The following is a 23,760-nucleotide window of genomic DNA, read 5'->3' as shown; positions in this document are numbered from 1 at the left end:
ATAAACTTTAAACCTGCAAATTACTTCTTTGTCGGACCTTCGGCTTTAAACTTTCTTCCAGCCTCAAGACCCATCTCAAAAGCCTTCATATTCATGTCGATAAAAGCAGGCGGCACTTCCTCTTTGACCGTCTCCCTCACAGCATCAACAGGCAACACCTCTGTCAATCCAAGGCAAATCCCAACAGCAAGTATATTCATCGTAACGACATTGCCGATCTCATACTTTGCCGTATAAACAAGCGGATACTCATAAATCTTGTATTTCTTTGCATCCTCATCAGGCACAACAACAAGACCTGGATCAACAAGCACATCAGCGCCTTCTTTCAAATCCCACTTATAGGCATCGTATGCCTTCTGATGCGTGGCAAGGAAAAAGTCAACATTGGTTGACTCAGGAAAAACAATAGGCTCATCAGAAATGATTATATCAGCTTTTGCAGCACCACCCCTAACCTGAGAGGTGTATGTTGGCACCTGTGTCGCGTAGTAATTTGTGCGGAAAACCGCTGCATGGGCAAGTATGGTTCCAGCTGTCAGAGAACCCTGTCCTCCAACTCCTCCAAATCTCAATTCGTAATGATATGCCATTTTCTTACCTCTTCCTTATAGTTTTTTCCATTCTTTTAATGGTGTTTCAACATCGTAGGGATAGAGACCCTTTAGCTCCTCTCTGCTGATCTTATATCTATCCTCATCGGTTAATCTTCCCGTAGCATACTTTGCCCAGTATTCATCTGATGCCTGAGCCTTCTTTACAAGCTCCTGATAAGACTGCGTAAGCTCTGGTTTTTCCTCATCTTTATGTAATACGCCTGTTATAAACTTGCCTTTAAGCTCCTCTTCAGACATCTTCTTGGCTTTGGCTGAACTTACAAGGAAGCTCTTCATATGTTCAAGTAGTTTGGCAGGATCGCCAAGTTTGTTTCTTCGTCCAAAGTTGATAGGACATGGGCTGAAAACATCGATAAGGCTGAATCCCTTATACTCAAGTCCCTCTTTAATCAACTTTCTCAACCTGACAGGATCGCCTGCAAAACCCCTTGCAACATAGCCAGCGCCAGCGCCAATTGCCATTTTACATACATCGATTGTTGGCTCAAAGCTTCCCCTCGGCGCTGTTGTAGCCTTTGCACCGGGTGGTGTTGTACATGAGTGCTGACCACCTGTCATACCGTAAATCCAGTTATTTATCAAAACTACTGTAATATCTACATTTCTTCTGCATGCATGAAGAAGATGATTTCCACCGATATGAACGATATCGCCATCACCGCCAAACACAAATACATGCTTATCCGGATGGGCCATTTTAATACCTGTTGCAACAGCTATAGCCCTTCCGTGAATTGTATGCAATGTGTGGAAATCAACATAACCTGTAACCCTTGCAGCACATCCAATACCAGATACCATTGCGCAATCATCCTTGCTCCATCCAAGCTCATCAATTGCCTCAAGGTAGCATTTCAAAACTATACCATCGCCGCAGCCTGGACACCAGTAAAGCGGCATCTTCTCCATTCTTAAATATTTTGTGTAATCTACAGCCATTATTCGCCTCCTCCAAACCTCTTTATCTCATCATCTGTCATGATGAGCTCAACCTTCTTAGACGGATCCTTGATTTTATCAAGAATCTGGGATGGTCTAATCAGGGTACCTGTCATCTGATTTATGCCGTAAACCTCTGCTGTATCACCCACAATCCTTTGAACCTCAAGTATATATTGACCCAGATTCATCTCTGCAACGATTATATTTTTAACATTTTTGGCTATCTCTTTGATCTGCTTTTCTGGGGATGGCCACAGCGTGATTGGCCTGAACATACCAGCCTTTATGCCCTCTTTGCGTGCCTCATCTATTGCAACCCTTGCAGATTCTGCCGTTGAGCCAAATGCAATTATACATGTCTGGGCATCATCCATCTTGTAGTATTCAAACTTTTCAATCTCGTCGATATGATTCATGATTTTGTTCATCATTCTTGTCTCAAGCCACTGAACATATTTTGGCACAACAGTCGGAAAACCTGTTTTATCATGAACAAGGCTCGATAAATGGTATCTATAGCTCTTTCCATCCTCTGTCCACCATTTTGCAAGCGGCGGAATTTCGTAGTTGTAATCGTATGGGTAATACTCATCTGGCTCCACAGTAGGCTGAGCTCTATCAATAATCTCAACCTCTTCTGGATCGGGGATGTAGATCTTTGTATGAAGGTGAGAAAGGGATCCATCTGTTAAAATATAAACGGGCTGTCTGAATTTCTCTGCAAGGTTGAATGCCCTGATTGTTTCAAATACAGCTTCTTGAGCATTGCAGGGTGCCACGGCTATTACAGGATGGTCTCCGTGAGTTCCCCACTTTGCCTGCATAATATCACCCTGAGCTGGTCTTGTTGGAAGACCTGTTGATGGACCGCCCCTCATAACATCAACTACCACTAAAGGCACCTCAAACATACACGCCATACCGAAGGCTTCCTGTTTTAAGGACAAACCCGGTCCACTTGTACAAGTCATAGCTTTAACGCCGCTTGCTGCAGCACCTACACAGGCGTTGATACTTGCTATCTCATCTTCCATCATCATAAACGGAACGCCACGCTCGGGCATTATCTTTGCCAGTCTCTCTGGCACTTCGCTGGATGGAGTTATCGGATAACCCGCATAAAAACCCAATCCAGCAACAACTGCTGCTTCAGCTATAGCAGCGTTTGCATCCATAAATCCAATTCTTCCCATTGATTCCTCCTATTTGCTCTTTGTGATAAGATTTCCCTTACTATCCTCAAATGTCAGCTCAACACCAACATCTGCTACCTTGATAGAAAAGTCGGGGCAGATATCCTCACACATTTTACATCTGATACAATCCTCAGGTCTAACAACCTTTGCAATTGTACCCATCCATACATGCAAATCCTCAACCATCTCAAGCACATTCTTTGGACAAACATGCACGCAAAGCCCGCAACCCTTGCATAGCTTTTCGTTAATCTCAACAGGCAAGCGTTTTTCAGCCATAAAACCTCTCCTTCCATTAAAATTTTAAGGGCGCCTAAGCGCCCCACCTATTTTATATCTTTTCTATGATGCTATTCAATGTTTCTGAAGGCCTCATCACCTTTTCAATCTTTTCCTCATCAGGATAGTAATATCCATCGATATCCTGAGGTGCACCCTGACAATCTGTCAAATCCTTTATAATCTTTTCTTCATTTTCTGCAAGCTCTTTTGCTATAGGCTCAAAAATCCTCTTAAGTTCTTCATCCTCATTTTGCTGTGCCAACGCCTCAGCCCAGTATTTTGCAAAGTAGTAATGCTCGCCCCTTGTATCAAGCTGACCGACCTTTCTGCCAGGCCATTGTTGATTTTCAAGGATCTTTGTCATCGCTTTATCAACGGCATCAGACATAATTTTTGCTCTCTTATTACCATACTTTTCACCTATATACTCAAGCGATGCAAACAATGCGCCAAACTCACCCAACGAATCCCATCTCAAATGGCCTTCTTCTATAAGCTGCTGGGCGTGCTTTGGTGCTGAACCGCCTGCACCTGTTTCAAACAGACCACCACCTGCAAGCAATGGCACGATAGAAAGCATCTTGGCGCTTGTGCCAACCTCAAGAATCGGGAACAGGTCTGTTAGATAATCCCTCAAGACATTACCAGTAACAGAGATTGTATTTTCTCCTCTTCTGATGCGCTCAAGTGAGAATCTCATAGCATCCTGAGGTTTCATTATCCTTATATCAAGACCCTCTGTATCGTAATCTTTTAGGTATTCATTAACCTTTTTAATAAGCTGGGCATCATGAGCCCTATCCTCATCAAGCCAGAAAATTGCAGGATAACCGGTTGCCCTTGCCCTTCTTACTGCAAGACCAACCCAATCCTTGATAGCCTCATCCTTTGCCTGACAACCCCTCCAGATATCGCCCTTTTCAACATTATGCTCAATCAAAACATTGCCATTTTCATCAACAACCCTAACAACACCATCGGCTGGTGCTTCAAAGGTCTTGTCGTGGGAGCCATACTCCTCAGCCTTCATAGCCATCAAACCCACATTGGAGACATCTCCCATTGTTGTTCTGTCAAACTGACCGTTGCGTCTGCAATCCTCAACAATCTCTTTATACATCGTTGCATAACTTCTATCGGGAATAATGGCTTTTGTATCGTGAAGCTGGTCGTCTTTACCCCACATTCTACCGCCATCCCTGATCATAGGAGGCATTGAAGCATCAATAATGATGAGATTGGGTGCATGAAGGTTTGTTATACCCTTTCTTGAGTCAACCATAGCAAGCTCTGGATTCTTTTCATAAACCGCTTCTATATCTGCCTCAATCTCTTTTCTTTTTGCCTCATCAAGTTTTGAAATCCTGTCGTATAAATCGCCAAGACCGTTTCTTGGATTGACACCTAACTCTTCAAAGGTCTCTTTATGTTTCTCAAACACATCCTTGAAGTAGATTTCCACAGCATGACCGAACATAATCGGGTCTGATACCTTCATCATGGTGGCTTTTAAGTGCAGTGACAGCAGTACATCCTTTTCTTTTGCATCTTTAATCTCTTTATCATAAAACTCTCTCAATGCTTTAACGCTCAAATATGTTCCGTCAAATACTTCACCCTTTAAAAGGTGCAACTCTTTCATTACCTTTTTGTTGCCATCTTTATCGACAAACTCGATCTTGATGTCCATTTCTCTGTCAGCGGTAAATGACTTTTCATGCTCATAAAAATCGCCACTATCCATATGGGCAACATGTGTTTTTGAGTCTTTTGGCCAATCCTGAAGCGGCAATCCCATAGAATCGGGGAATTTTTTGGCAAACTCTTTAACCGATGTGGGCAATCTCCTGTCTGAGTTACCCTGTCTTAACACAGGGTTGACAGCACTACCCAAAACCTTTGCGTATCTTTCCTTGATTTCTTTTTCTTTCTCATCCTTTGGCTCTTCTGGATAATCAGGCACATTAAAGCCTTTTTCCTGAAGCTCCTTAATAGCTGCTTTTAGCTGGACAACGCTTGCCGAAATATTCGGCAGTTTCATAACATTGGCCTCAGGTTTTTTAACAAGCTCACCTAAATAGGCCAAATCATCCTCAATCCTCTGATCCTCTTTTAAATACTCTGGAAATGTTGCAAGGATTCTACCTGCAAGTGAGATGTCTCTAAGCTCCATATCAACATCAGCATGCTTCAAAAATGCCTTAACTATAGGCAATAAAGAGAATGTGGCAAGATAGGGTGCCTCATCTGTTTTAGTCCACACAATCGTTGGTTTCTCAGCCATCTTCTGCTCTCCTTTCTATAAAAATTTTTATTTTCTTCATCCCTAATTGCTTTTTTAATTTTCTGGTCTTGGTATATAAAAAAACCGCATATGTGTCAAGCATTTTAAAAAATTGCAACAATAAGTTGACATTCACAATCTCGCAGGTATAATTGGCTTTGCGATTAACAGGCGGAGGAGTTCGCCTATTAACCGCCTTACCCTCAGGTAGGCCAATAACTCCTGCTAAATCATATTGTAGGGAGGTTCCCTATGCTATTTGCGTTGAGCATATTACAGTTGCTCTATGTAGTTATTTTTGCCCCTCTGATTGCAGGCATATTTGCCAAACTCACAGAGATATTTGAGTCAAAGGAAGGTCCTTCGATTTTTCAGCCGTATTACGATTTATTTAAACTTTTTGGTAAACAGAGCGTGGTGCCTGAGGTTGCAAGCGGTTTGTTTAGGGTTGTACCCTATCTTACATTTGCCATGTATATGTTTCTTACGCTTGTTTTACCCATAATTACGGCATTCCCTCTAACATTTGGCCCCGTTGTAGATTTTATAGGCGGCGGTCTTGTTTTCGGAGCTATTGCTTCCTTAAAAAAGATTGCATCATTGGATAGCCGCAACAACTACTCACATTTAGGTGTTTCACGTGCTTCATCGATTGGAGCATTATCAGAGCCAATCGTAGTGCTAATTTTTATAACTTTTGGTGTCATATCCCATACCAACAATCCATATGTGGTTAACAATATACTTCAGACATCATCTCACTGGTATATGTCTTTGATCCACTGGTTTGTTGTTGTTGCCTTCTTTATGGCGCTTCTTGTTGAAACAGGAAAACTACCCATAGAATCTCACACATCCAACGAATTCGGTATGATCGATCAGGCAATAGAGCTTGAATATTCTGGTAGCGAATTAGCTTTTATGAAATGGGGGAGTTATATAAAGCAATTTTTGCTTGCAAGTGTATTTTTAAATGACTTTCTTTTTCCTTTCTTTGTACCCATGAAACCATCAATAGCGTCTGTTTTTATTTATAGCATTATACATCTTGCCAAGCTAACAGTTTTGTTTTTCATTATTGCAGTTATTCAATCAACTGTATCAAAGTACAAGCTATTTAAGAATTTTGAGTATGTAGCTGTTGCATTCTCTATAGCATTTCTTGCGATTATCATCTACTTTGCAAGCGGAGGTAATATATGAAAGAGTTTTACATGATTATAGGCTTTGCCCAGATATTACTTGTTATATTCATGCAGTGGCAGATATACCTAAAAAAATTTGTCCTCACTTTTGCCTTCTCATCCCTGCTTATAGCATTATTTTTATTTGCCAACGGGATATACAAAAACAGCATAGAACTGCTAATACTGGCAGCTTTAACGCTCCTTGTAAGGGCTTTTTTTATCCCTGCATATATATTGAAAAAGATCGGAACCCCTTTCAAGGCAAGGCAACCAAAAGCGGTTATCCCAACAGCCCTATCGATTGTTATTTCATTGATGTTGGTAGTGCTGGCATATATTATTTATCGTTTTACACTTTACAATATCGTGGAACTAAAGGCTGGATCGATAGCAATTGCGATAATTCTTCAGGGCATTTTTTTGGTTATTTCAAGAAACAATGCTTTTATCCAACTAATAGGTTATATGGTTATGGAAAACAGTATCTTTTTATTTGCTGGTTATATGTTTTATCAGCTACCGTTTATTGTTGAAGGAGGTATTTTACTTGATCTTATAGGCATTGTTATGATCTCGGCAATTATAATGAAACTAAGGGAGAAAAGTTTACCAGAAACAGTTAATGAATTTGAAGAGTTCAGGGGGTAGCTATGGAAATTGTTGTAATAGGGATTGTCCTACCTCTAATTGCCTCTATTCTGTGCCTTATAAACAACAACATTCTCGCATATGTTGCAACTACTTTTGCGGCTTTATTAGACACCCTGATAGCCTTAAAACTTTTTTATGTACCAGTCACTACAGAAGGCATGTTATACATAGATGGATTCTCAAAACTTCTTTTTTTCACCATCTCATTTATCTATCTTACAACTGCCATCTACTCTGAAAGCTATTTAAACCATGTGGAAAAACCTCTCCTTAGGCGCAATATCTATTTTTTATTTTTAAACCTGTTTGTGCTCTCAATGCTTGTTAGCAGCGTTGTTGATAACATAGGCCTTTTGTGGGTATCTATAGAGGCCACAACAATAACAAGTGCCCTGCTTGTGGCAATAGATAACGACGAAGCGGCCATAGAATCCTCATGGCGATATATAATAATCGTATCTGTTGGCTTGATTATATCGCTTGTAGGTATTTCATTCATTTACGGTGCAACACACACACTATCAATTAAACAACTCCTAAACATTAAACATGTAAACACAAAACTTCTAACCATAGGTGTTGCTTTATCGGTTGTTGGGTTTTCCACAAAGGCTGGTATATTTCCACTACATACATGGCTACCAGATGTTCATGGACGTTCAATAGCACCTGTAAGCGCCATATTTTCTGCAATACTTCTGCCCACAGCACTTTATGCGGTTTATAGAGTTGAGCAATTCTCCCCCGATAAAGTCAGAACATTCAGCATTATTTTAGGATTTTTGTCGGTTGGGTTTGCTGCTATATTTCTTGTCTCTCAGAAATTTTACAAACGTATGTTTGCCTACTCATCAATAGAGAATATGGGCATGATTCTGATAGGTTTATCTCTAAACAATAGATATGCATTATTAGGGGCTATAATTCTGTTGATCTCTCATGCATTTGCAAAATCCTCGGTGTTTTATTCAACGGGTAATATATTAAACTTATACAAAACCCGTATGATCAATCGCATAAGGGGTTTGTCAGGCAATATCCCTAAAACAGCTTATGCATTAGTATTTTCATCACTTGCAATAGGTGGGGCACCGCCTTTTGGAAATTTCATTGGTGAGCTTTTAATAATATACGCCTTTTATTCAAAATTTGGCCTCTTTTATACACTCATACTTGTAGGCTTTCTGGGAATTGCCTTCTTCAGTATAAATTATAAAGTTGCATCGATGTCTTTCTCAAACTCTAAAACTTCACCAGACCTTTCAAAAAACATCTCAAGCTTAATACCTATTATCAATGTCGCAATGTCCTTTTTGGTGATATTTTTCATAGGCTTTATTGAAAAGATTCTTTTTATGGGGATGATAAAATGAGACTGTTAGGTGTAATAAATGAAAAACTGCTTTTGCAGGATGAAAACAGGTTTTTTGTAGAAAGCAATGAAAATATCCAGAAAACCTTTAAAAATTACAATTTTCTAAAAAACAGGGATACTGTTATTGGAGGCAACCCTATAACAGGGGAAGGCGTTTTTAATTTTAGATACGGACCTATCACAAGCGGTGTTAGGGAGGCTGGTGTATTCAATATATATACATTTGGTGAGCGCATACTATCAGTTAATATTGACTTAAGCTACAAAAAAAGAAACATAGAGAAACTCATGATAAATAAAACACCGCAAGAAGGACTAACATTTGCAAAGGCTGTTGTCACAAACTTTTGCGTCTCACACGCTTTAGCATATACAAGGGCAGTAGAAAAAGCCTTTGATATCAATGTAGGCAAAAACACAGAAAAAATAAGAGTCATAGCATTGGAGCTTGAAAGAATTTATAACCATATTCACCTTTTCGGCAAGTTGGCAAGGGGAGCAGCCCAGCAGGTGCTTGCAAGCCATTTAGAGGCTTTATATGAGGACAGTTTGCGTATTAACGAAGAACTCTGTGGTGATAGATTCCTGTCAAATGTTATAGAAATAGGCTCCTGCAAAATTAAGCAACAGGATTTTTCTAAAATTAAACAAAAACTTTTATCAATAAAAGAAAAGCTAGAGGAGCTACTTGAGCATGCTCTAAACAGCTATAATTTTGTTGATAGAATTTACCAAACAGCCGTTTTAGAAGATAAACAGGCTATAGAAATTGGCATAACCGGACCAAGCTTGAGGGCAAGCGGTATAAAAGAAGATTTAAGGTGCTTTGAGCCTATATATAAAGACTTTCACATTCAAACTCAGGAGGATGGTGATGCACTATCACGGCTTATTGTGCGCATAAAAGAAGCTGTATACTCGATAAATCTGATAATAGATTTAATTAACGAAATAGAACCACCCGATAATATTGAAATCAAAAACCAAAAAACAAAAGAAGCTATAGGTTATGCAGAATCACCAAGCGGCCTTGTGGTTTATTATCTACAATTTGAAAATAATAAGATTGAGCAGGTTTATATATCAACACCATCTGTTTTTGGCTTTAAGGCATTCTGCGATACATTTGCAGGCCATATATTTACCGACTTTAGTTTTGCATTCGATTCATTTGGGATTAATTTTGCCGATGCTGCAAGATAGGAGGTAAAAATGAAACCGTGGGCAATATTTGGACTAACACATAAACTCACAGAAACTCCACCAAAATGGAAATTCCAGGCAAAATCCATCTCTACTTTATTCAAAAAATCACTGCACTTTTTTGTTTTAGATAGCGGTTGCTCAAATAGATTACTTTTTGAGATGGATGCTGTATTATCGCCACAATACAATATTCACAGATTTGGCATATTCTCAACACAAACACCCAGACACGCTGATTTACTGATTGTGCTTGGCAAATGCAACCCGTCCATGGAAAAACCTTTATTTGAAGCGGTTAATCAGCTTCCTGAACCTTATGGCATCCTGTTGCTTGAAGAAAAGAATAGCATAGGAAAAAGCCTAAAAGATTTAGGTCTCCCTAATGTTATAGGTTTTTTTGATGAAGACCTCTCTGCAGATAAAATAGTATCACTGCTATTGAATATTAAGGAGGGCACATTATGATTATCCTTTATTTAATAGGAGCCATTGCGGGTTTTTTCAATAGAAAGATAAGCTACATAATAGCATTTATAGCATCAACTATAGCTTTGTTTATATCAATTAAAGCAGCATTTTTTGGGTATAGTAATGCCGTTGTATTCAAGGCTTTTGATTCAGTGTATATGGGTTTTTTAGTTGATAAAACAACAGGATTATTTCTGTTTATCAGCTCTCTTTCATTTATGGCTGTATCGTTATTTTCTATAGATTTTGGAATGCGTTACTCAAAAAGAATGGCCGTGCTGTTAAACTTAGATATGCTTGGTATGGTTATTATCCTATATGCCCATGACATGTTAACCTTTCTAATAGGCTGGGAGGTAATGACAATAAGTTCCTATTTGTTGATAGTGGAACATAAAGGTTCCTTTAAAGAAGCTTTTCAGTTTTTATCTTTTAGCGAACTGTCAACATTATCATTGATTATAGCTGCAATTGCACTGTTTAGACAAACATCAGGTTTTGTTTTCCCCAAACACATGGAAAATACAACCTTTTTATTTTTTGCATCCTTTGCCTTTATTGTAAAGATGGGCATTTTGCCGTTTCATACATGGCTTAAACAGGCACATGCAAAGGCTCCATCCAATGTGTCGGCTCTCTTGAGTGCACCCGTTACATTAATGGGTGTATACGGGCTTGTTAGAGTATTAGGTATCAGTGGTTATATACACAGCTGGGGAATAGTTGCAATTATTTTAGGATCTGTAAGTGCATTTTTTGGTGCTATAGGAGCTGCTTCAGCAAAAGGATTAAAGGTGTTGCCGGCTTATTCAACGGTCGAAAACAACGGCATGATTTTATCAATGCTTGGCTTTGTGGCGATTGCCAGACATCTAAACCATGCTTCAACTTTAGCAGACTTTGCCTTCATAGTTGTGATAATGCTTTCCTTAGCCCATACGGTTGCAAAAACCCTGCTATTTCTATCTGTAGGTCAGGCAAAAGAACAACTAAATGAAGAAAATATAGATAATGTAAGGGGAATTCACAGAAGTGTTGGCAAAATACCTGCATTGGGCATAGTGATTTCGGGCTTATCCTTCTCAGCTTTTCCAGGATTAATAGGATATGTTGCAGAATGGATGATGCTTGAGGCAATATTTCAATCCTATCAATTCTCAACCCTGTCCGATAGAATAGTAAGTTCAACTGCCGGTGTTTTGTTATCTCTTGCGGCAGGTTTTGCATCTTTTGCCATGATTAAGCTTATAGGATATTCTGCCGTTGGCTACCATCACAACAAAAAAGCTATACCCATGCCAAAAAGTTTTATGCAAACATCCCAGATTCTTCTTATGTTGATTATTATAGGATTTAGCTTCTTTGCCAGTAGATTAATATACACCCTTGGATACAAAAATTTTATTATAGGAGCCTTGGGCGTTCCGCAGGGATGGCTTATTGCATCTGCTAAACCTGTTTTTGGTGTAATTTCACCTGCATTTTTTGCCATTGTTCTATCAGGTCTATTCATAGTGCCACTAATCGTTTATCTAAAAACCTCCAGAACAACAAAAAGAGTGGTATCCTTCAACGGTGGATTGAGTTTGCAAGAGAGTGAGTATTTTACAGCAAATGCCTTTTCTTTCACAATAGAGTATATCTTGAGAATTTTATACAGAACAAAAGAAATAATCCAAAATAAACGCGCATATGTCCAAATTATAGATATATTTGAAACTTTTTATACAGTCCTGATAAGAATAACAAGAGTTATTTCCTATAGAATTAGCATTATTGTGATGAACTCAAAGATTCACATATACATAGCATACATGCTTTTTTTGTTTATTGCCGTATTTATTATTTTTGGATAGAAAATGACTCTATCCATCAATTATCTTGACTTTTTGGCTTCAATAAGGCATCCTTTCTTAAGGGGTGGATATGATTAATCCGCAGATTTTTTTAATGATTGTGCCGTTTCTTGTGGCCGTTGTGTTTCATGAGGTTTCACACGGCTATGTAGCATACAAATTGGGTGATAACACGGCAAAGTTTGCTGGCAGGCTAACGCTAAACCCGATAGCCCACATCGATATATTTGGCACACTTATCTTGCCTGCCCTATTGCTTCTTGCCCATTCACCTGTTATGTTTGGATGGGCAAAACCTGTACCTGTTAATTTCTTTAACTTAAGAAACCCAAAAAGGGATTCTGCTTTTGTTGCAGCAGCAGGTCCTATAACCAATTTAATTTTAGCAGTCATTTTTGCAGTTCTTTATCATATAAGTTTTTTGATTCCTGTTGAGGCTATTGCCCAGCCGTTAGTGTTGAGCTGTGCATACGGCGTGGAGATCAATCTCATTTTTGCCTTTTTTAACCTGATACCGATTTTGCCACTTGATGGCGGCAGAATTCTTGCAGCTTTCCTGCCACCCCAAATGGCTTATAAGTTTTCAAGAATAGAACCCTACGGCATATACATCGTAATAGGCTTGCTGTTTTTTGGGATTTTTAATGTCATTTATGCATGGTTTGTTATACCACTTGCAAGCATGCTGCTATAGGAGCGTAAAATGAAAGAGGCGTATCTGTATGAAAAATTAGATAACAATAAGGTTCAATGCAATTTATGCTCATTTAGATGCAAACTGGGGGAGGATAAATACGGTATCTGCAGCGTCAGAAAAAACATCAAAGGCACATTATACACACTCGTTTATCCCAAAACTGTGGCAAAGGCAACTGATCCAATAGAAAAAAAACCTCTGTTTCACTTTCTACCGGGCAGTAAATCCTACTCCATCGCCACTGTTGGATGCAATTTTCAATGCCTCTATTGCCAGAACTGGCAGATAAGTCAGTATCCCAAAGAAAACAAGATGCAGATCGTTGGTGAGGATTATCCTCCTGAAAGTGTTGTGGAGGATGCGATCGTCTCAGGCTGCAAATCGATTGCCTACACCTACACAGAGCCCACAATCTTTTTTGAATATGCCATAGACACAGCAAAGATAGCAAAACAGAAAGGACTTAAAAATATTTTTGTCTCAAACGGATACATGACAAAAGAAGCGATAGATATGATGGACGGATTGATCGATGCTGCAAACATCGACTTAAAGTCATTTTCCGATGCCTATTACCTTCAGATCTGCGGTGGGGCACGCCTAAAGCCTGTTTTAGAGGCTATTGAATATATGAAGAAAAAAGGTATATGGGTTGAGATTACAACACTGGTTATTCCCGAGGTGAACGACGATCCTGCAGAGCTGATGCAGATTGCTGAATTCATCGCATCGATCGATAAATCTATTCCCTGGCATATTAGCCGTTTCTATCCTGCTTATAAATTCGATAATGTTATGCCCACATCGGTTGAGTTGATAAAAAACATCAGACAGATCGGTTTATCAATGGGTCTAAAATATGTTTATACGGGCAACATTCCAGGTGATGAAGGCGAGCATACCTACTGTCCAAAATGCAACGAAATCGTAATAGGTAGATATGGCTATGAGATTATAGAATACAAAATCAAAGACGGCAGATGCGCCTATTGCGGCGAAAAAATAGATCTGGTGGAGAGTTAAGGTGAAGCTGTTATTTGATGAACACTTGATAGACAAAAAAACAGAGGAGCTTGCAAAAAAAATAGATGAAAAAATAAAAAAGATGGATGCGGATGCTGTTATGATGTATATTGAGAAGGGTGGCAAACCTTTCTTTGAAAAGCTGCTGTCCAAAATGCAAACAAAACCTATCACCGACAGCATAAGGGTAAAAAGCTACATAGGCACGCAAAGCTCTGGCAAAATCGAATGGCTAAAAAAACCATCTATAGATATTAAAGATAAAACATGCATACTGGTTGATGATATTTTAGATACTGGCCAGACGATAAAAAGGGTTAAAGAGTATCTTTTAAAAAACGGCGCAAAGGAGTGCTTGATCTGCGTTGCCGTTAACAAACATGAAAGAAGGCTTGAGGATATAGAGCCGGATTATTACCTGTTTGATTTAGATGGCGGATTTATTATAGGCTTTGGCATGGATTACAACGAGCAATACAGAGATCTGCCTGCAATCTATCTGATGGGCGAATCCTAAACACATCAAAAAACGATATGGAAACATTCAACAAAAGATGCGTAGCGTTATACTCTGGAGGGCTGGATAGTCTGCTTGCTGTTTTGATAATGAAAAACTTAGGCTTTGAGGTTTTTCCTGTTTTTGTCAAAACGCCGTTTTACAAAAAGGATATATCTAAACTACAAACGCAATTAAAAAAATACGATCTAAATTTGATTGTTGTAGATGATTTTGATGGTTATATCTCGATGCTTTTAAACCCAAAATACGGCTATGGCAAACACTTCAATCCCTGCATAGACTGCAAAATCTTTTTTCTAAAGAAGGCAAAAGCAGTCGCTAAAAATATTGATGCTTCATTTTTTGTTACAGGTGATGTTGTTGGCCAGAGGCCGATGAGCCAGCGAAGTTATAGCATCTTAAGATCTATTGAAAAAAACGCCGGCGTAGAAGATATTGTCCTAAGGCCTCTCTCTGCAGCCTGCCTGCCAGAAACAAAAATTGAAAAGGCTGGCTTAATCAAAAGAGAGCAGTTGTATTGCATAAAAGGACGCTTGAGAAAACCACAGTTTGAACTTGCAAAACAGTTTAGTTTAGATGATTTTGAAACACCTGCTGGAGGATGCCTTTTAACAGATCTTTACTACTCAAAGAAACTTAAAGACTTAAAAGAAAGCGGCGAAATAGACAAACTAAACATTCAGCTTTTAGACTACGGCAGGCATTTTAGAATAAACGGCTCAAAGTTTGTTATCTCACGAAACGAAAACGAAACAAAAACAATGAAAGAGCTGTTTGGAGACCTGCCGCATATAACTTCATCAAAAGGACCAGCAGGCATCGGTATTTTTACAAAAGAGGTTGATTTAGAGACGATAAAAACAGCAGCCTCCATATTCAAAAGATACGCCCCAAAAGCAGAAAAACTAAAATACTCAGGCAGTGCAACACTTGAGCTTGAAATAGATGCAATGGATGATAAACTGATTGAACACTACCGCATTGGAGGTTGAAATGTTGCTTGAAAAGCTTCAAAAGATAGAGGAAAAATATACACAGATAGAAACACAGCTTGGTGATCCGGAGATTATCAAAGATAGAGAAAAATACAAAAATTTATCACTTGAGCTAAAAAAGCTACAACCTGTTGTGGAAAAAGCCAGAGAATATAAGGAAACCCTAAACCAGATAAAAGAAAATGAAGAACTTTTAGAGGATGAAGAGCTAAAGGAGCTTGCAAAAGAGGAGATAAAGAAACTAAAAGAAAAGGAAGAAAAACTCAAGCAGGAAATAAAGATCATGCTGCTTCCCAAAGATGAGGCTGATGAGAAAAATGTTATACTTGAAATCAGGGCTGGCACAGGTGGGGAGGAGGCTGCCCTATTTGCTGCAGATCTATTCAGGATGTATTCAAGATTTGCCGAAAAGAAAGGCTTTAATATAGAGATTTTGAGCAAAAGCATGTCAGATACAGGAGGATTTAAGGAGATTATTGCAGAGATTAAGGGAAAGGGTGCATATTCATTGTTTAAATACGAAAGCGGCACGCACAGGGTTCAGCGTATACCGATAACCGAATCTCAGGGCAGAATCCATACATCCGCTGCAACCGTAGCTGTATTACCCGAAGCAGAAGATGTCGATGTTCAGATCGATCCAGATGATTTAAGAATAGATGTTTTCAGGGCAAGTGGCCACGGCGGTCAGCATGTAAACACTACCGATTCAGCCGTAAGAATCACGCACCTGCCCACAGGCATCGTTGTTAGCTGTCAGGACGAAAAATCTCAATACAAAAACAAAGAAAAGGCGATGAGGATTTTAAAAACGAGACTTTATGATTTCTTCAGAAAACAGAAAGAAGCAGAAAGAGCCAAAGAAAGAAAAAGCCAGATAGGATCAGGTGATAGATCCGAAAGAATCAGAACATACAACTTTCCACAGGGCAGAGTAACCGACCACAGAATCAACCTGACGCTGTATAAATTAGATGCAATTATGGAAGGTGAACTGGATGAGCTAATCGAGGCATTGATTGTGGATGATCAGGCAAAAAAACTCAAAGAAAGTGCAATAGAGGGAGAATAAAATGGGATTCAAATGCGGTATTGTGGGCCTGCCCAATGTGGGTAAATCCACAACCTTTAACGCTCTAAGCAGGGGCAATGCAGAAAGCTCAAACTTTCCATTCTGCACCATAGACCCCAATGTTGGCATAGCAAAGGTAAACGATGAAAGATTGTATAAGTTAGCTGAGCTTGTAAAACCCAAAAAAATCACACCCGCTGTGGTTGAATTTGTTGATATTGCAGGTCTTGTAAAAGGGGCAAGCCAAGGAGCCGGCCTTGGCAATAAATTTCTATCCCACATACGCGATGTAGAGGTGATCGTGCATGTTGTAAGATGCTTTGAGGATGAGGATATAGTCCATACACTGGGGGAGATTGACCCAAAAAGGGATATAGAAATCATCGATACAGAGCTTATACTTGCAGATCTTCAGACAATAGAAAACCGCACGCAAAAGACCGGCAAACTCTTAAAAACTGGCTCAAAAGAGGCAAAAGAGGAGCTTGCAATTCTACAAAAGTTTAAAGAGCATTTGGAAAGAGGCATACCAATAAGAGCCTTAAACCTAAACGAAGCAGAAAAAAACCTAAATAAAGAGTTAAGGCTATTAAGTGCAAAGAAGGTAATTTATGTTGCAAATGTCTCAGAAAACGATCTAAACGGCAATGAGTATTCAAAAATTGTTGAAGAGATAGCAAAAAAAGAAAATGCTCCTGTGATTGTGCTTTCAGGCAAACTTGAAGAGCAGCTTTCAAAACTTGGTGATGAAGAAAAAAAAGAATTTATGGAGATGTACGATATAGAAGAATCGGGCCTTGATAAACTGATAAAAATTGGATACAGAATGCTTGGTTTGATAACATTCTTTACAGCCGGAGAAAAAGAGGTGCGTGGATGGACTATTAAAAATGGCACAACGGCAAAAAAAGCCGCAGGTGCGATACATTCAGACATTGAGCGTGGCTTTATCAGGGCTGAGATTATACCGTATGAGGATTACATCAAAGCAGGCGGTGAAAAACAGGCAAAAGAGTTAGGTCTAATGAGGCTTGAAGGCAAGGATTACATAATGAAAGACGGTGATGTCGTCTATTTCAGGTTCAATGTATGAAGATCATAAGGGATGTTTTTAAAAAATGTGATATACAGCCCACAGCTGTTGCTTTGGGCAACTTTGACGGCATCCATATAGGACACAGGCAACTCATCGAGCAAACCGTCAGGCTTGCAAAAAGGCTTTCTTTGACTCCGGCTCTTTTTACCTTCTATCCTCACCCAAACCGCATAATCAAAAACATCGATGAGCCGTTTCTTATTCAAACCTTCAAGGAAAAGGCAAAGATTATCGAAAATTTGGGTGTTGATGTGATAATCTGTGCAAGGTTTAAAAAGGAGTTTGCAGATTTAAAACCTGAAGAATTTGTTAGAGATATTTTGCTTGAAAATTTTAACGCTCACGCTATTTGTGTGGGGCATAACTATACATTTGGCAAAAACGGCGCAGGCAATCCAAAAACACTCAAGCAATTGTCTTTTAAATATAATTTTGAGCTACTTGTTATACCACCCGTTAAAATAGATGGGGTTGTGGTGAGCTCAACAAAAATCAGGGAATTTTTAAGAAACGGCAATATAAAAGAGGCAAATCTCTTTTTAGGCAGAAACTACACCATCTCGGGCGTTGTAAAAAAAGGCGATCAGCGCGGCAGCATTCTTGGTTTTCCTACGGCAAATATCTATCCAAAAAACGAAATTCTTTTAAGAAGCGGCGTATATGCAGCCTATGTTTGGATAGACTCAAAACGATTCAACGCAGCGGTAAATGTCGGCACAAATCCAACATTTAAGGGCAATATAAAACATATTGAGGCTTTCATTCTAAATTTCAACGGCAACCTATACGGCAAAAAAATAACGATTGAATTTATCGACTTTATCAGGGATGAGAAAAAATTCAAAAAAATCGACGACCTTGTTGGGCAGATTGAAAAGGATATTAAAACAGTTAAAGCTATTTTAGAGGTTTAAAATGGTATTTGAAAATCTTCATGAATACATCGACGCATTAAAAAAACGCAACGAGTTGATAGAAATCAAAGAAACAATAGATCCTGTTTATGAGGCTGGATATATTGCTGATAGGCTAATTAAAGGTAAAGGACCTGCGGTATTATTCAGGCATCCAAAAAACAGCGATATACCGCTTGCAATGAACCTTTTTGGCACAAAACAGAGAACAGAATTTGCTTTAGGCGTTAAAAGTCTGGATGAGTTATCAGAGAGGGTTGAGGAACTTGTAAATGCCGAAATTCCCTACAACTTCTGGGATAAACTAAAAAACATCGTAAAATTAAAACAGTTCAGTAAATTTATACCAAAAATTGTAGATAAAGCCCCATCGCAGGAGATTATAACAGACGATGTTGATCTATTCAAATTCCCCATTTTAAAAACATGGCCATTGGATGGTGGACGGTTTATTACACTGCCGCTTGTATTTACAAAAAATCCTTTAACAGGCAAACAAAACTGCGGTATGTACAGGATGCAGGTGTTTGACAAAAACACAACAGGCATGCACTGGCACATCCACAAAGACGGCGCATCCCACTATCGCTGGTATAAGCAAAACAACAAAAGAATGCCCGTATGCGTGGCTATCGGTGCAGACCCGATAACAATATATTCGGCAACTGCGCCGCTGCCAGAGGATATAGATGAGATGCTGTTTGCCTCGTTTTTAAGAAGAAAACCTGTAAAACTTGTTAAAGCGACGCTTTATCCAGAGATTTTAGTGCCAGCTGAGGCAGAAATTATACTTGAAGGTTATGTTGACCCCAATGAGCCACTGCGGCTTGAAGGCCCATTTGGAGACCATACAGGCTACTACTCACTTGCCGATTATTATCCTGTTTTTCACATTCAGCGCATTACAATGAGAAAAGATCCCATCTATCCTGCCACAATCGTGGGCAAACCCCCGATGGAGGATTGTTTTTTAGGCAAGGCAACAGAAAGGCTGTTTTTACCCATCATAAAGAAGATTTTACCAGAGATTATTGATATAAACCTGCCTGTTGAGGGCATATTTCACAATTTTGCTTTTGTATCTATCGACAAACAATTTCCAGGCCACGCCTTTAAGGTCATAAACGCTCTATGGGGATTGGGTATGATGAGTTTAACGAAAATCATTGTAATATTTGATAAACATGTAAATGTGCAGGATTTAAGTGAGGTAATCTGGCGACTTGGCAATAATATTGATCCGCAAAGGGATATAATCTTTACAAAAGGCCCACTTGATGTATTGGAGCATGCCTCAAGCCTGCCCAACTTCGGATCAAAAATGGGTATCGATGCAACAAAGAAACTAAAGGGTGAAGGATTTGAAAGAGAGTGGCCTGATGACATAGAAATGACTGAGGATGTTAAACATAAAATGGATAAATTGATCAAAAAATACCTGGGGAGGTGAAACATGAATGTAGTTGATGCAATCAAGGCAAGATTCTCTGTTAGAGCTTATCTGGATAAACCGGTTGAAAAAGAGCTTGTGTACAAAATTTTAGACATAGCACGATTTTCACCCAGTGGACACAATATGCAACCGTGGGAGGTTGCCGTTGTAATGGGTAAAAAGAAAGAGGAACTCTCTCAAAAGCTTGTTGAGGCTGTAAAAAACAAAGCAGAAAGGAAATATGATTATTTTTATGGACCAAAAGAGTTGCCTGATATTATCAACCGCAGAAGGAAACAGTGCAACACACTTGTTTTTGAGCACAAAAACATAGATCCAAAAAAGGATAGAGAAAAATTGATGGAGCATATATTGGAAAACTTCCGCTTCTTTGGTGCGCCGGTTGTGTTGATTATCATGAGAGAAAAAGAGCTTGGTGAACCTTCATTTATCGATTTAGGGTTGTTTGGTCAGAGCATTATGCTAACGGCTGTTGAATTTGGCCTTGCCACATGCCCGCAAACATCTATAGCAGCCTATCCCTACATAATTAGAGAGGTTTTAGGTATACCTGAAAACAAAATGATCGTTTATTCGATTGTTCTTGGATACCCTGATAAGGATGCACATATCAATAAACTCAGAATGCCAAGGGATGAGGTAGAAGTTTTTACAACCTTCTATGAATAATGCAATCTACACAGAAACATTAAAAAGGTTAGAAAGCTCCCTGTTTGGGGAGCTTTTTAAAAAAAATTTCAATGCAGCAAAACTCCTTGCAAAAAAACAGCAAAGCATCTTAAAACCCCACAAGGTGGTAAAATGGCTGTTTACCCCTATCGATAGCCTCAACATCTCAAAAAATATAAAAACAAAACTCAAATCAAAAGGCTTAGAAACCATTGAAGATTTACTCTATCTTTTGCCTTTAAGGGTTGAGGACTATACCCTAAAAAATCCAGTTGATGTAAAGGATAGTGAATATGGAGCATTTAAAGGTGTTGTTGTTTCAAAAAATTCCAGACCAAAAATCACATCAATTATTATCAACTCAAATGGAGTCCACATCCGATGCAACTACTTTAACCTATCCAACTATCTAAAAAAAATCATCTCATCAATAAAAATTGCCGAAGAAATCGTATGCATGGGTAAAGTCTCAAAAGAGGGCTTATTTTTAGTGCTTAACCATCCACAAATCCTCAAAAAAAACCAGTTTAAAGAACAGATCGATGTAATATATCCTGCAGTATCAAACCTGAAAAATAGCAGTATCAAAAAAGCAATAGCTGAGGCTTTAAAATTAAAACCCAAAGAGCCGTTTGATTATCTACCATACAATATCATTTTAAAAAATAAACTCCCGCTTCTAAGCGATTTGTTTGAGATGCTTCACAGCAGAGGCATAAATGAAAAAATATTAAAAAGACTTAAATATGAAGAGATCTTTCTTGCCGTTTTAGCTTTAAGACTGCACCAGAAACAAATAAATCAATCAAAAAGCATTAAAATTGATACAAAACCAGACTTTTTAGAAACAGTTGAGGGTTTTTTGCCATTCAGCCTTACAAACGATCAAAAAAAGGCCATCTTTTCCATTCTCAAAGGGCTAAACAGTTCAACGCCGATGATGAAACTACTGCAAGGTGATGTGGGATGCGGAAAAACAATCGTGGCATTAATTGCAGCTTTAGCTGTTGGATTAAAAGGCTTTCAAACGGCCATAATGGCTCCAACACAACCACTTGCCAAACAGTTTTTTCTACAGGCAAAACAGCTTTTTGACAATTTTTCTTTAAAAACAGAGCTTCTAATAAGTTCAACAAAAAACAAAGAAAAAATCTACAGTCAATTAAAAAACGGTTCAATTTCATGTATAATCGGCACTCATGCGTTACTTGAGGAATCGATAGTATTTAAAAATCTTGCATTTATCGTAATCGACGAACAACACCGCTTTGGTGTAGAACAAAGAAAAACACTAACATCAAAGGGTCTGCACCCCCATATTTTGATTATGAGCGCAACACCAATTCCACGAAGCTTATCGATGGTTTTATATTCAAAGGATAGCCTCATAACAATCAAACAAAAACCCAAAGGCAGAGGCAAAATTAAAACCATGCACCTGAAACAGAGCAAAGAGGCTTTAGCATACAACATTTTAAAAGAGCAGCTTCATGCAGGCCATCAGGCGTATATCGTGGCACCACTAATAGAAGAATCAAACAAAATGGATGAAGTTGCATCAGCAGAAAAACTGTTTAATGAGATAGCAGATAAACTTAAGGGCTTTAATGTGGCTCTTTTGCATGGCAGAATGAAGGATGAACAGAAACAGGCTGCAATAGATGGATTCAGGTCTGGCAAGATAAACTGCCTTGTTTCAACAACCGTTATAGAGGTGGGCATAGATTCACCAAATGCCACGGTGATTATAGTAAAAAACGCCGAGCGATTTGGTCTTGCTCAACTACATCAGCTAAGAGGCAGGGTTGGCAGAGGAAAATTTGATTCATACGCCATCTTCATAACACCCGATAACATATCAGAAAAAACAAAAAAACGCATAGAGGTTCTTCTTAAAACAAACGATGGATTTAAGATTGCCCAGCTTGATTTTATGCTTAGAGGCAGCGGCGATATCTTTGGCACAAGGCAGCACGGCAAGGCGTTTAACTATATAAACATCATAAAAGACAAAAAACTCATAGAAGCTGCAAAAAACGATGTTGAACAGTTAGTAGAAAAAGGATATCCTTTTAGTGATGCGTTAAAGGATCTGATATCAAACAAATGGAGCAGAAAACTATCCTATATCAAGGTGGTGTAAAATGAAGGTAGCTGTAGCTCAATTTGAGATTACACCGGGAAATATTGAAAAAAACTTTAATAAAGGTTTGGCATTTATTGGTGAGGCTATAAAAAAACAGTGTAGGCTAATATTACTGCCAGAGGTCTGGACAACAGGATTTTTATTTAAAAAGCTAAAGGATCTATCCATACAAACGCCAGAAATTTTAGAGGAACTTAAAAAAATCTCAAAGGATATTTGCATTTGTGGTAGCTATGTTGTTGATGATAAATCATCCAACAAGGTGTTTAACATATTTTATGCTATAGATAATGGGCAAATCATCTTTGAATATAAAAAAACGATGCTGTTTGCCACAACGGGAGAGGATAAATTTTTTATTCCAGGAGATATAAACCAGAAAAACACATTTACGCTTGAGGATATAACAATTGGTGTAAGTATCTGCTATGAGTTAAGGTTTCCGGAGTTTTTTAGAAAATCAGCCTTCAGAGGAGCTTTAATCCATCTACACCCAGCAATCTGGCCTGTAAACAGACTAAATCATTGGCTCACACTTACAGCAGCAAGAGCTATAGAAAATCAATACTTTTTATTAACAGCAAACGGAACAAAAAAAAGCGGCAAATGGGAGCTTGCCGGTCATTCTTCAATTATCAATCCATGGGGTGAGATCATAAAATCCGCCTACACCAACGAAGACTTAACTGTTTCTGAAATAAACTTAGATGAAATAGACACAGTAAGGAATACTATTACATCCCTAAAAGATTCCTTCAAAGTCTTTAGGTAAATACCTTTAGCGGAGCATCCTCTCTCTTTTTAATCTCACCCCTTTTGATTGCCTCTTCTATATCTTTAGCTGCTTTCTCTTGCATTTTCCTTAAATGCTCTTTTTCATCTCTGATTCTGCCGCGTTTTTTTGCCTCTTTAAGCAGTTTTTCTCCTGTTTTTCTGCCTATGTGTTTAATCGTATCCTCAGGTACATACATAGCCCCACATTCAGGACACCTATATACCTCTATATCCTTTACAACAATCATTTCACCTTTAACGGGCCTTCTAAAAGGGGTAACAACTCTTTTCATTTCTCTTCCACAAAATTTACACCTCACAACCTACCTCCAGAAAT

The 23,760-nt window shown here is 38.7% G+C and carries 23 protein-coding genes and 1 riboswitch; of the genes, 17 read left to right on the top strand and 6 right to left on the bottom strand.

The window, feature by feature from the left end:
* Positions 1-20: 20 nt before the first annotated feature.
* From EK17_RS07295 to EK17_RS07275, 5 genes are read right to left on the bottom strand one after another with little or no spacing between them, the layout of a single operon-like run.
* Complete coding sequence (locus tag EK17_RS07295) at positions 21-593, bottom strand: 2-oxoacid:acceptor oxidoreductase family protein (RefSeq protein WP_035589179.1); 573 nt, start codon at positions 591-593, stop codon at positions 21-23.
* A gap of 15 nt (positions 594-608) precedes the next feature.
* Entirely contained in the window at positions 609-1,556 is a 948-nt protein-coding gene (locus EK17_RS07290) for a 2-oxoacid:ferredoxin oxidoreductase subunit beta (RefSeq protein ID WP_035589176.1), read from the bottom strand.
* Positions 1,556-2,752 (bottom strand): 2-oxoacid:acceptor oxidoreductase subunit alpha, encoded by a 1,197-nt coding sequence (locus EK17_RS07285; protein WP_035589173.1) that lies wholly within the window; start codon positions 2,750-2,752, stop codon positions 1,556-1,558. The genes EK17_RS07290 and EK17_RS07285 overlap by 1 nt, the downstream gene beginning before the upstream one ends.
* A gap of 9 nt (positions 2,753-2,761) precedes the next feature.
* Positions 2,762-3,034 (bottom strand): 4Fe-4S binding protein, encoded by a 273-nt coding sequence (locus tag EK17_RS07280; protein WP_035589170.1) that lies wholly within the window; start codon positions 3,032-3,034, stop codon positions 2,762-2,764.
* 52 nt (positions 3,035-3,086) lie between these two features.
* A complete protein-coding gene (locus EK17_RS07275) occupies positions 3,087-5,321 on the bottom strand; it encodes an NADP-dependent isocitrate dehydrogenase (RefSeq protein ID WP_035589169.1) in 2,235 nt (744 codons plus the stop codon).
* A gap of 161 nt (positions 5,322-5,482) precedes the next feature.
* Positions 5,483-5,553, top strand: a riboswitch (Fluoride riboswitch).
* A gap of 20 nt (positions 5,554-5,573) precedes the next feature.
* Here EK17_RS07275 and EK17_RS07270 point away from each other — a divergent pair.
* The 17 genes from EK17_RS07270 to EK17_RS07190 all read left to right on the top strand — a co-directional run bounded on the left by EK17_RS07270 (position 5,574) and on the right by EK17_RS07190 (position 23,421).
* The gene (locus EK17_RS07270) at positions 5,574-6,524 is read left to right on the top strand and encodes a respiratory chain complex I subunit 1 family protein (protein WP_035589165.1); all 951 of its coding nucleotides are present in this window, start codon (positions 5,574-5,576) and stop codon (positions 6,522-6,524) included.
* The gene (locus EK17_RS07265) at positions 6,521-7,156 is read left to right on the top strand and encodes a hypothetical protein (protein WP_035589163.1); all 636 of its coding nucleotides are present in this window, start codon (positions 6,521-6,523) and stop codon (positions 7,154-7,156) included. The genes EK17_RS07270 and EK17_RS07265 overlap by 4 nt, the downstream gene beginning before the upstream one ends.
* A 2-nt stretch (positions 7,157-7,158) precedes the next feature.
* Complete coding sequence (locus EK17_RS07260) at positions 7,159-8,532, top strand: proton-conducting transporter transmembrane domain-containing protein (protein WP_035589162.1); 1,374 nt, start codon at positions 7,159-7,161, stop codon at positions 8,530-8,532.
* The gene (locus tag EK17_RS07255) at positions 8,529-9,737 is read left to right on the top strand and encodes a hydrogenase large subunit (RefSeq protein WP_035589161.1); all 1,209 of its coding nucleotides are present in this window, start codon (positions 8,529-8,531) and stop codon (positions 9,735-9,737) included. Before EK17_RS07260 ends, EK17_RS07255 begins: the two co-directional genes overlap by 4 nt.
* A gap of 9 nt (positions 9,738-9,746) precedes the next feature.
* The gene (locus EK17_RS07250; RefSeq protein ID WP_035589160.1) at positions 9,747-10,205 is read left to right on the top strand and encodes a hypothetical protein; all 459 of its coding nucleotides are present in this window, start codon (positions 9,747-9,749) and stop codon (positions 10,203-10,205) included.
* On the top strand, positions 10,202-12,064 hold the full coding sequence (locus EK17_RS07245) for a proton-conducting transporter transmembrane domain-containing protein (protein ID WP_035589159.1): 1,863 nt from the start codon (positions 10,202-10,204) through the stop codon (positions 12,062-12,064). Before EK17_RS07250 ends, EK17_RS07245 begins: the two co-directional genes overlap by 4 nt.
* Positions 12,065-12,134: 70 nt before the next feature.
* The gene (locus EK17_RS07240; protein ID WP_035589158.1) at positions 12,135-12,758 is read left to right on the top strand and encodes a site-2 protease family protein; all 624 of its coding nucleotides are present in this window, start codon (positions 12,135-12,137) and stop codon (positions 12,756-12,758) included.
* Between the two features lie 9 nt (positions 12,759-12,767).
* Entirely contained in the window at positions 12,768-13,784 is a 1,017-nt protein-coding gene (amrS, locus tag EK17_RS07235) for an AmmeMemoRadiSam system radical SAM enzyme (protein WP_035589157.1), read from the top strand.
* Position 13,785: 1 nt separating this feature from the next.
* Positions 13,786-14,301 carry a phosphoribosyltransferase gene (locus EK17_RS07230; RefSeq protein ID WP_051904508.1) on the top strand — a complete coding sequence of 172 codons (516 nt, stop codon included), beginning with the start codon at positions 13,786-13,788 and terminating at the stop codon, positions 14,299-14,301.
* Positions 14,302-14,318: 17 nt separating this feature from the next.
* Entirely contained in the window at positions 14,319-15,296 is a 978-nt protein-coding gene (locus EK17_RS07225) for a hypothetical protein (RefSeq protein ID WP_035589156.1), read from the top strand.
* A gap of 4 nt (positions 15,297-15,300) precedes the next feature.
* Positions 15,301-16,371, top strand: a complete 1,071-nt coding sequence (gene prfA / locus EK17_RS07220; protein ID WP_035589347.1) for a peptide chain release factor 1 — start codon at positions 15,301-15,303, stop codon at positions 16,369-16,371.
* 1 nt (position 16,372) lies between these two features.
* Positions 16,373-17,464: a redox-regulated ATPase YchF gene (gene ychF, locus EK17_RS07215; protein WP_035589153.1), complete on the top strand. Its 1,092-nt coding sequence runs from the start codon at positions 16,373-16,375 to the stop codon at positions 17,462-17,464.
* On the top strand, positions 17,461-18,381 hold the full coding sequence (locus EK17_RS07210; protein WP_035589151.1) for a bifunctional riboflavin kinase/FAD synthetase: 921 nt from the start codon (positions 17,461-17,463) through the stop codon (positions 18,379-18,381). The genes ychF and EK17_RS07210 overlap by 4 nt, the downstream gene beginning before the upstream one ends.
* A 1-nt stretch (position 18,382) precedes the next feature.
* A complete protein-coding gene (locus tag EK17_RS07205) occupies positions 18,383-19,831 on the top strand; it encodes a menaquinone biosynthesis decarboxylase (RefSeq protein WP_035589149.1) in 1,449 nt (482 codons plus the stop codon).
* Positions 19,832-19,834: 3 nt separating this feature from the next.
* Entirely contained in the window at positions 19,835-20,503 is a 669-nt protein-coding gene (locus EK17_RS07200; protein ID WP_035589147.1) for a nitroreductase, read from the top strand.
* Positions 20,496-22,646: an ATP-dependent DNA helicase RecG gene (locus tag EK17_RS07195; protein ID WP_035589146.1), complete on the top strand. Its 2,151-nt coding sequence runs from the start codon at positions 20,496-20,498 to the stop codon at positions 22,644-22,646. Before EK17_RS07200 ends, EK17_RS07195 begins: the two co-directional genes overlap by 8 nt.
* A gap of 1 nt (position 22,647) precedes the next feature.
* Complete coding sequence (locus EK17_RS07190; RefSeq protein WP_035589145.1) at positions 22,648-23,421, top strand: nitrilase-related carbon-nitrogen hydrolase; 774 nt, start codon at positions 22,648-22,650, stop codon at positions 23,419-23,421.
* Here EK17_RS07190 and EK17_RS07185 read toward each other — a convergent pair.
* The gene (locus tag EK17_RS07185; protein ID WP_269557965.1) at positions 23,414-23,743 is read right to left on the bottom strand and encodes a YgiT-type zinc finger protein; all 330 of its coding nucleotides are present in this window, start codon (positions 23,741-23,743) and stop codon (positions 23,414-23,416) included. The two genes, EK17_RS07190 and EK17_RS07185, sit on opposite strands and share 8 nt — an antisense overlap.
* Between the last annotated feature and the right edge of the window lie 17 nt (positions 23,744-23,760).

This window comes from Hippea jasoniae (genome assembly GCF_000744435.1).
Lineage (GTDB): Bacteria > Campylobacterota_A > Desulfurellia > Desulfurellales > Hippeaceae > Hippea > Hippea jasoniae.
This window is presented reverse-complemented; position numbering and strand designations above follow the sequence as displayed.

Excerpts from the sequence above, each read along its gene's own strand:
- EK17_RS07295 (WP_035589179.1), bottom strand. The coding sequence starts at position 593 with ATGGCATATCATTACGAATTGAGATTTGGAGGAGTTGGAGGACAGGGT.
- EK17_RS07290 (WP_035589176.1), bottom strand. The coding sequence starts at position 1,556 with ATGGCTGTAGATTACACAAAATATTTAAGAATGGAGAAGATGCCGCTT.
- EK17_RS07285 (WP_035589173.1), bottom strand. The coding sequence starts at position 2,752 with ATGGGAAGAATTGGATTTATGGATGCAAACGCTGCTATAGCTGAAGCA.
- EK17_RS07280 (WP_035589170.1), bottom strand. The coding sequence starts at position 3,034 with ATGGCTGAAAAACGCTTGCCTGTTGAGATTAACGAAAAGCTATGCAAG.
- EK17_RS07275 (WP_035589169.1), bottom strand. The coding sequence starts at position 5,321 with ATGGCTGAGAAACCAACGATTGTGTGGACTAAAACAGATGAGGCACCC.
- EK17_RS07270 (WP_035589165.1), top strand. The coding sequence starts at position 5,574 with ATGCTATTTGCGTTGAGCATATTACAGTTGCTCTATGTAGTTATTTTT.
- EK17_RS07265 (WP_035589163.1), top strand. The coding sequence starts at position 6,521 with ATGAAAGAGTTTTACATGATTATAGGCTTTGCCCAGATATTACTTGTT.
- EK17_RS07260 (WP_035589162.1), top strand. The coding sequence starts at position 7,159 with ATGGAAATTGTTGTAATAGGGATTGTCCTACCTCTAATTGCCTCTATT.
- EK17_RS07255 (WP_035589161.1), top strand. The coding sequence starts at position 8,529 with ATGAGACTGTTAGGTGTAATAAATGAAAAACTGCTTTTGCAGGATGAA.
- EK17_RS07250 (WP_035589160.1), top strand. The coding sequence starts at position 9,747 with ATGAAACCGTGGGCAATATTTGGACTAACACATAAACTCACAGAAACT.
- EK17_RS07245 (WP_035589159.1), top strand. The coding sequence starts at position 10,202 with ATGATTATCCTTTATTTAATAGGAGCCATTGCGGGTTTTTTCAATAGA.
- EK17_RS07240 (WP_035589158.1), top strand. The coding sequence starts at position 12,135 with ATGATTAATCCGCAGATTTTTTTAATGATTGTGCCGTTTCTTGTGGCC.
- amrS (WP_035589157.1), top strand. The coding sequence starts at position 12,768 with ATGAAAGAGGCGTATCTGTATGAAAAATTAGATAACAATAAGGTTCAA.
- EK17_RS07225 (WP_035589156.1), top strand. The coding sequence starts at position 14,319 with ATGGAAACATTCAACAAAAGATGCGTAGCGTTATACTCTGGAGGGCTG.
- ychF (WP_035589153.1), top strand. The coding sequence starts at position 16,373 with ATGGGATTCAAATGCGGTATTGTGGGCCTGCCCAATGTGGGTAAATCC.
- EK17_RS07210 (WP_035589151.1), top strand. The coding sequence starts at position 17,461 with ATGAAGATCATAAGGGATGTTTTTAAAAAATGTGATATACAGCCCACA.
- EK17_RS07205 (WP_035589149.1), top strand. The coding sequence starts at position 18,383 with ATGGTATTTGAAAATCTTCATGAATACATCGACGCATTAAAAAAACGC.
- EK17_RS07200 (WP_035589147.1), top strand. The coding sequence starts at position 19,835 with ATGAATGTAGTTGATGCAATCAAGGCAAGATTCTCTGTTAGAGCTTAT.
- EK17_RS07195 (WP_035589146.1), top strand. The coding sequence starts at position 20,496 with ATGAATAATGCAATCTACACAGAAACATTAAAAAGGTTAGAAAGCTCC.
- EK17_RS07190 (WP_035589145.1), top strand. The coding sequence starts at position 22,648 with ATGAAGGTAGCTGTAGCTCAATTTGAGATTACACCGGGAAATATTGAA.